Source organism: Arthrobacter koreensis (assembly GCF_035792275.1).
Lineage (GTDB): Bacteria > Actinomycetota > Actinomycetes > Actinomycetales > Micrococcaceae > Arthrobacter_B > Arthrobacter_B koreensis_A.
This window is the reverse complement of the sequence record NZ_JAMWKK010000027.1, coordinates 1-5,366: the sequence shown is the minus strand read 5'-3', so window position 1 is coordinate 5,366 and position 5,366 is coordinate 1. Positions and strand designations below refer to the sequence as shown.

At 55.3% G+C, this 5,366-nt stretch carries 2 rRNA genes; both read right to left on the bottom strand.

The annotated features are described in order from the left end of the window. Positions 1 to 42: 42 nt before the first annotated feature. A 23S ribosomal RNA gene (locus tag NGB94_RS16680) occupies positions 43 to 3,178 on the bottom strand. 469 nt (positions 3,179 to 3,647) lie between these two features. Then, a 16S ribosomal RNA gene (locus tag NGB94_RS16675) occupies positions 3,648 to 5,177 on the bottom strand. The 16S and 23S rRNA genes sit together here, the layout of an rRNA operon. Positions 5,178 to 5,366: the final 189 nt, after the last annotated feature.

The following is a 5,366-nucleotide window of genomic DNA, read 5'->3' as shown; positions in this document are numbered from 1 at the left end:
TTTGGCGGAACCGTTTGAAGTCGTGTTCTGCCCAGGATATGTGTGGTGTAAGTTATCGGCCTATTAGTACCGGTCAGCTTCACGGGTCTTTAGTCCCCGCTTCCACATCCGGCCTATCAACCCAGTGGTCTGGCTGGGGGCCTCTCACACACAAGGTGCATGGAAATCTCATCTTGAAGCAGGCTTCCCGCTTAGATGCTTTCAGCGGTTATCCCATCCGAACGTAGCTAATCAGCGGTGCACTTGGCAGTACAACTGACACACCAGAGGTTCGTCCGTCCCGGTCCTCTCGTACTAAGGACAGCCCTTCTCAAATTTCCTGCGCGCGCAGCGGATAGGGACCGAACTGTCTCACGACGTTCTAAACCCAGCTCGCGTACCGCTTTAATGGGCGAACAGCCCAACCCTTGGGACCTACTCCAGCCCCAGGATGCGACGAGCCGACATCGAGGTGCCAAACCATGCCGTCGATATGGACTCTTGGGCAAGATCAGCCTGTTATCCCCGAGGTACCTTTTATCCGTTGAGCGACGGCCATTCCACAATGTACCGCCGGATCACTAGTCCCGACTTTCGTCCCTGCTCGAGATGTCTCTCTCACAGTCAAGCTCCCTTGTGCACTTACACTCGACACCTGATTGCCAACCAGGCTGAGGGAACCTTTGGGCGCCTCCGTTACTCTTTAGGAGGCAACCGCCCCAGTTAAACTACCCATCAGGCACTGTCCCTGACCCGGATTACGGGCCGAAGTTAGATATCCAGTATGACCAGAGTGGTATTTCAACGATGACTCCACCCGAACTGGCGTCCGGGTCTCACAGTCTCCCACCTATCCTACACAAGCCACACCGAACACCAATACCAAACTATAGTAAAGGTCTCGGGGTCTTTCCGTCCTGCTGCGCGTAACGAGCATCTTTACTCGTACTGCAATTTCGCCGAGTTTATGGTTGAGACAGCGGGGAAGTCGTTACTCCATTCGTGCAGGTCGGAACTTACCCGACAAGGAATTTCGCTACCTTAGGATGGTTATAGTTACCACCGCCGTTTACTGGGGCTTAAATTCCCAGCTTCGCCCGTAAGGGCTAACCGGTCCTCTTAACCTTCCAGCACCGGGCAGGAGTCAGTCCGTATACATCGTCTTGCGACTTCGCACGGACCTGTGTTTTTAGTAAACAGTCGCTTCCCCCTGGTCTCTGCGGCCCACACCCGCTCCGGAAAGCAAGTTTCCATCACGGGGCAGGCCCCCCTTCTCCCGAAGTTACGGGGGCATTTTGCCGAGTTCCTTAACCATAATTCTCTCGATCGCCTTGGTATTCTCTACCTGATCACCTGTGTCGGTTTGGGGTACGGGCGGCTAAAACCTCGCGCCGATGCTTTTCTAGGCAGCATAGGATCACCGGATTCCCCCGTTCGGGGGTCCCATCAGATCTCAGGTGCGTCATCAAAGACACAGTGACGGATTTGCCTATCACTGACCCTACATCCTTAGACCAGGACAACCATCGCCCGGCCCGGCTACCTTCCTGCGTCACACCTGTTAATACGCTTACCTCCCGGGATACGGTCCCGCGCTCCACCAAAACCCGGAACACCACAAGGGTGCACGGGCAGGTTTCGGGCGGTTAGTTTCCCCCGTTCAGTATGGGCGGTTTTTCGCCGGTACGGGAATATCAACCCGTTGTCCATCGACTACGCCTGTCGGCCTCGCCTTAGGTCCCGACTTACCCAGGGCAGATTAGCTTGACCCTGGAACCCTTGATCATTCGGCGGACGGGTTTCTCACCCGTCTTTCGCTACTCATGCCTGCATTCTCACTCGTGTAGGCTCCACCACTGGTTTACACCGCAGCTTCACTGCCCACACGACGCTCCCCTACCCATCCAGACGGCTGAACCACGAAGGCTTACCAAAAATCTGAATGCCACAACTTCGGCGGTGTACTTGAGCCCCGCTACATTGTCGGCGCGGAATCACTTGACCAGTGAGCTATTACGCACTCTTTCAAGGATGGCTGCTTCTAAGCCAACCTCCTGGTTGTCTGGGCAACTCCACATCCTTTCCCACTTAGCACACGCTTAGGGGCCTTAGTTGGTGGTCTGGGCTGTTTCCCTCTCGACTATGAAGCTTATCCCCCACAGTCTCACTGCTGCGCTCTCACTTACCGGCATTCGGAGTTTGGCTGACGTCAGTAACCTTGTAGGGCCCATCGGCCATCCAGTAGCTCTACCTCCGGCAAGAAACACGCAACGCTGCACCTAAATGCATTTCGGGGAGAACCAGCTATCACGGAGTTTGATTGGCCTTTCACCCCTACCCACAGCTCATCCCCTCCATTTTCAACTGAAGTGGGTTCGGTCCTCCACGACGTCTTACCGTCGCTTCAACCTGGCCATGGGTAGATCACTCCGCTTCGGGTCTAGATCACGCCACTCACTCGCCCTGTTCAGACTCGCTTTCGCTACGGCTTCCCCACACGGGTTAACCTCGCGACGTAACACTAACTCGCAGGCTCATTCTTCAAAAGGCACGCTGTCACAGCTACAAGGCTGCTCCAACGGTTTGTAGGCACACGGTTTCAGGTACTATTTCACTCCCCTCCCGGGGTACTTTTCACCTTTCCCTCACGGTACTTGTCCGCTATCGGTCATCAGGGAGTATTTAGGCTTACCAGGTGGTCCTGGCAGATTCGCACGGGATTTCTCGGGCCCCGTGCTACTTGGGATCCTCTCCAAGCGGCAGCATACATTCCGGTTACGGGGCTAACACCCTCTACGGCCGGGCTTTCAAACCCGTTCACCTATGCACCTGCACTCACTTCACCAGTCCGGCAGAACTGATACGGAAAGTCCCGCAACCCCAGTGATGCAACGCCCGCCGGCTATCACACACCACTGGTTTAGCCTCTTCCGCGTTCGCTCGCCACTACTAACGGAATCACTGTTGTTTTCTCTTCCTGCGGGTACTGAGATGTTTCACTTCCCCGCGTTCCCTCCACGCACCCTATGTGTTCAGATGCGGGTCACCCGGTCACTCGCGCGCCGGGCGGGGTTTCCCCATTCGGACATCCTGGGATCACCGCTCGGTTATCAACTCCCCCAGGCTTATCGCAGATTCCTACGTCCTTCTTCGGCTCCTGATGCCAAGGCATCCACCGTGTGCCCTTAAAAACTTGACCACAAAGATCAACAATTAATATCGCTATCGAGAAAACCATGGAAAACCAGTACAAGACCGGTCACCAGGTTTATCTGAAATTGCACTTAATAATTTTTAAGATGCTCGCGTCCACTATGTAGTTCTCAAACAACAACCCCGTCACACCCATCCACCACCAGAACACCCCGCAAAGGGAGTCCCCGGCCGGCTTCTTAGCATGCGCAGGAAAAACCAGAAACAACAGATCCTGTTGCCTCAGGACCCAACAGTGTGCCAAACGCTCCACCCGGGCCACGCCCCCAGGCCAGCTTTCCAACCCCCAAAGGAGGCGTACTCACCAGACCCGGAAGAAACCCGGACAAACCTGTTCATTGATATTCCACCCATGAGCACCCGCCGAAGAACAGATGCCTTCGCAGCGGGCATAACTCCTGGAAACCGTGCATCCAGCACTGTGGAAGAACACAACAGTCTCAGGTGCTCCTTAGAAAGGAGGTGATCCAGCCGCACCTTCCGGTACGGCTACCTTGTTACGACTTAGTCCCAATCGCCGGTCCCACCTTCGACGGCTCCCTCCCACAAGGGGTTAGGCCACCGGCTTCGGGTGTTACCAACTTTCGTGACTTGACGGGCGGTGTGTACAAGGCCCGGGAACGTATTCACCGCAGCGTTGCTGATCTGCGATTACTAGCGACTCCAACTTCATGAGGTCGAGTTGCAGACCTCAATCCGAACTGAGACCGGCTTTTTGGGATTAGCTCCACCTCACAGTATCGCAACCCTTTGTACCGGCCATTGTAGCATGCGTGAAGCCCAAGACATAAGGGGCATGATGATTTGACGTCGTCCCCACCTTCCTCCGAGTTGACCCCGGCAGTCTCCTATGAGTCCCCGGCATAACCCGCTGGCAACATAGAACGAGGGTTGCGCTCGTTGCGGGACTTAACCCAACATCTCACGACACGAGCTGACGACAACCATGCACCACCTGTAAACCGGCCACAAGTGGGGAGCGTATTTCTACGCTTTACCGGTTCATGTCAAGCCTTGGTAAGGTTCTTCGCGTTGCATCGAATTAATCCGCATGCTCCGCCGCTTGTGCGGGCCCCCGTCAATTCCTTTGAGTTTTAGCCTTGCGGCCGTACTCCCCAGGCGGGGCACTTAATGCGTTAGCTACGGCGCGGAAAACGTGGAATGTCCCCCACACCTAGTGCCCAACGTTTACGGCATGGACTACCAGGGTATCTAATCCTGTTCGCTCCCCATGCTTTCGCTCCTCAGCGTCAGTTACAGCCCAGAGACCTGCCTTCGCCATCGGTGTTCCTCCTGATATCTGCGCATTTCACCGCTACACCAGGAATTCCAGTCTCCCCTACTGCACTCTAGTCTGCCCGTACCCACTGCAGACCCGGGGTTGAGCCCCGGGCTTTCACAGCAGACGCGACAAACCGCCTACGAGCTCTTTACGCCCAATAATTCCGGATAACGCTTGCGCCCTACGTATTACCGCGGCTGCTGGCACGTAGTTAGCCGGCGCTTCTTCTGCAGGTACCGTCACTTTCGCTTCTTCCCTGCTGAAAGAGGTTTACAACCCGAAGGCCGTCATCCCTCACGCGGCGTCGCTGCATCAGGCTTTCGCCCATTGTGCAATATTCCCCACTGCTGCCTCCCGTAGGAGTCTGGGCCGTGTCTCAGTCCCAGTGTGGCCGGTCACCCTCTCAGGCCGGCTACCCGTCGTCGCCTTGGTGGGCCATTACCCCAACCAACAAGCTGATAGGCCGCGAGTCCATCCAAAACCGCAATAAAGCTTTCCACCCCCATGGCATGCGCCAGGAGGTCGTATCCGGTATTAGACCCGGTTTCCCAGGCTTATCCCGAAGTCAAGGGCAGGTTACTCACGTGTTACTCACCCGTTCGCCACTAATCATTCTGTGCAAGCACAGAAGTCATCGTTCGACTTGCATGTGTTAAGCACGCCGCCAGCGTTCATCCTGAGCCAGGATCAAACTCTCCGTAAATGTTTATACAGACACACAACCGGAGCCAAGGAAAATTGGCTGCACAGTCATGCACTAAATTCGAAACCAGCTAAAAAAACCATCCACACCCACGGGGTGGGCAGGACAGCCAATTCAACCAATCAATAAATAATCGGTATCAATAAACTTGGCACACTATTGAGTTCTCAAACAACAGGCACATCCGGC